This window comes from Kitasatospora sp. GP82 (assembly GCF_029892105.1).
Classification (GTDB): Bacteria; Actinomycetota; Actinomycetes; order Streptomycetales; family Streptomycetaceae; genus Kitasatospora.
This window is the reverse complement of the sequence record NZ_JARZAJ010000114.1, coordinates 1-1,915: the sequence shown is the minus strand read 5'-3', so window position 1 is coordinate 1,915 and position 1,915 is coordinate 1. Positions and strand designations below refer to the sequence as shown.

The window sequence follows — 1,915 nt, the reverse complement described above, 5'->3', positions numbered from 1 at the left end:
GATCTTGGTGGCTAATTTCAACTTTCATGCTGCGAGGCTGAGTTGGAGTCTGGCGAGGTGACTTTGGTTGGCGCGATCGAGTGGTCGGCCGTTCCACCAGGAGTGGAGGCGGATGAGATTGAGGGCGGTCGCGCTGGTGGTGTGGTCGAGATGGGTCTTGGCCAGGCCGCGGTAGCGGGCGCGACGGAGTCCGGTCGTGTGGGTGGCCTGGCGGACGGTGCCCTCGACGCCGGCGCGGAGCGCGTAGTCGCGTTGCCAGGTTCCGGTCTGCTGTCGGTTGCGGGCGTCGCGGATGGCCTCGGTGAGTTCGCGGGGGTGGAGGCTGAGCTGGCGGCGATTGCTGCGGGCGCTGGTGCACCGGTCCTTGAAAGGGCAGGGGATGCAGTCCAGGGCGGCGAAGGAAACGACGGTCTTGGTCACGTCCTCTTGGACGACGTTGTTCCAGGTGGTGCTGGTCTTCCCGGCGGGGCAGACGGCCTGCTGGTTGTCCCAGTCAACGGCGAAGTCATGGGCGGCGAAGCCTTCTTGGGCCTTGGCTTGGCGGGAGGTGTCGAGCAGGACCGGAGTGATCAGGGCGACGCCGTAGGTCTTGGCCGAGCCCACGATCAGTTCGGCACTCGGGTAGCCGGAGTCGAGGTAGTGCCGCGCGGGCAGGAGCCGACGGCGCTGGAGCATCTGATGGATCGGTTCCAGGGCCTTGGTGTCCGGCAGGGTGGAGGCGGTAGTGGCCACGTTGGTGATGATGTTCGGGCGGGCGGGCCGGTCTCCGTCGGCCTGCGGATGGCAGGTCTCCGAGACGTGGAGTTTGTACCCGTTCCAGAATGTCTCGCGCTTGGCGGACCAGCGGGTGTCGGTGTCGTAGGGGGAGGCCAGGCGTATCGGGCCGGGCGGCAGCCCGTCGCCCCCGTCCTCGGCGCGCTCGCGACGCTTGACGTGGATGTGCCCGCTGCCGGCCATGGTGCGGGTGTAGTTCTGCACCAGCACGATTCGCAGGCTCTGCACCGCGGGCAGCTCACGCAGCCATGCCGGGGAGCCGTGTGCATACATTGCGTGCAGCAAGGTGTAGCCGTCCTTGGCGTAGTCGAGCGCGAGCGCGTCCTGCTTGGCCTTGGAGGTGGGAAGGCGCCAGGTGTCGATCCGGTCCGCGTAGCGGCGGCTCCAGTCCTCCACGACCAGCACCTGCTCGACCCAGTCGGGACAGGCGGCGGCCAGCGCGTTCAGGGCCGCCCGGACGCTTTCGCCGGCCAGCTCGAGCCGGTTCAGATCCCGCACCGCTGCCACGATGTGCGTGGAGTCGGTGCGCTGGCTGCCGCCCGCGTCCACCAGGCCCAGCTCGCGCAGACGCTCCAGCAGCAGGTCCAGCGCCCGCTCCTCCAACCCGTGGGTGACAACACGGGAGCGGAACTCCGACAGCACACTGTGGTCGAACCCCGGATCCTCCAAGCTCAGACCCAGGGCGTACTTCCACGCCAGGTTCTCTCGGGCCTCGTCCGCCGCCTGCCGGTCGGTCAGGTGCGCGGCCTTCTGCAGGACCGTGACCAGCGCGAGCCGGCCCGGCGACCAGCCCGGCTTGCCGGCTCGGCCGAACGCGTCGGCGAAGGCCGCGTCCGGGAACAGCTCGCCGAGCCGGTCACGGACCTGCACCGCCAGCGGCGCCTCCCGCTTGCCCCGGTACATCGCCCGGATCGCCGCCGCGATCTGCGGGTCAGGCTGGGGCCAGGGCTGCGGTTGCACCGACACGACATGCTCCGATCCAAGACGAGGCCCGAGAGATCACCAGCGCTCATGATCCACTGCACCGTGGCCACGCTGCCACCCCTGGCCCAAGGAACAGGTCCGATACCGCTCCCCGGGCCACCCCAGAGCAACTCAACTCTGGGGCATCGCAAGGAACTTGGAATTAGCCACCAAGATC

Annotated in this window: 1 protein-coding gene; it reads right to left on the bottom strand. The window is 68.8% G+C overall.

Translation table 11 applies throughout. The features are described from left to right. Window positions 1-24: 24 nt before the first annotated feature. Window positions 25-1,740 carry an IS1182 family transposase gene (locus P3T39_RS37295; protein WP_280703773.1) on the bottom strand — a complete coding sequence of 572 codons (1,716 nt, stop codon included), beginning with the start codon at window positions 1,738-1,740 and terminating at the stop codon, window positions 25-27. Window positions 1,741-1,915: the final 175 nt, after the last annotated feature.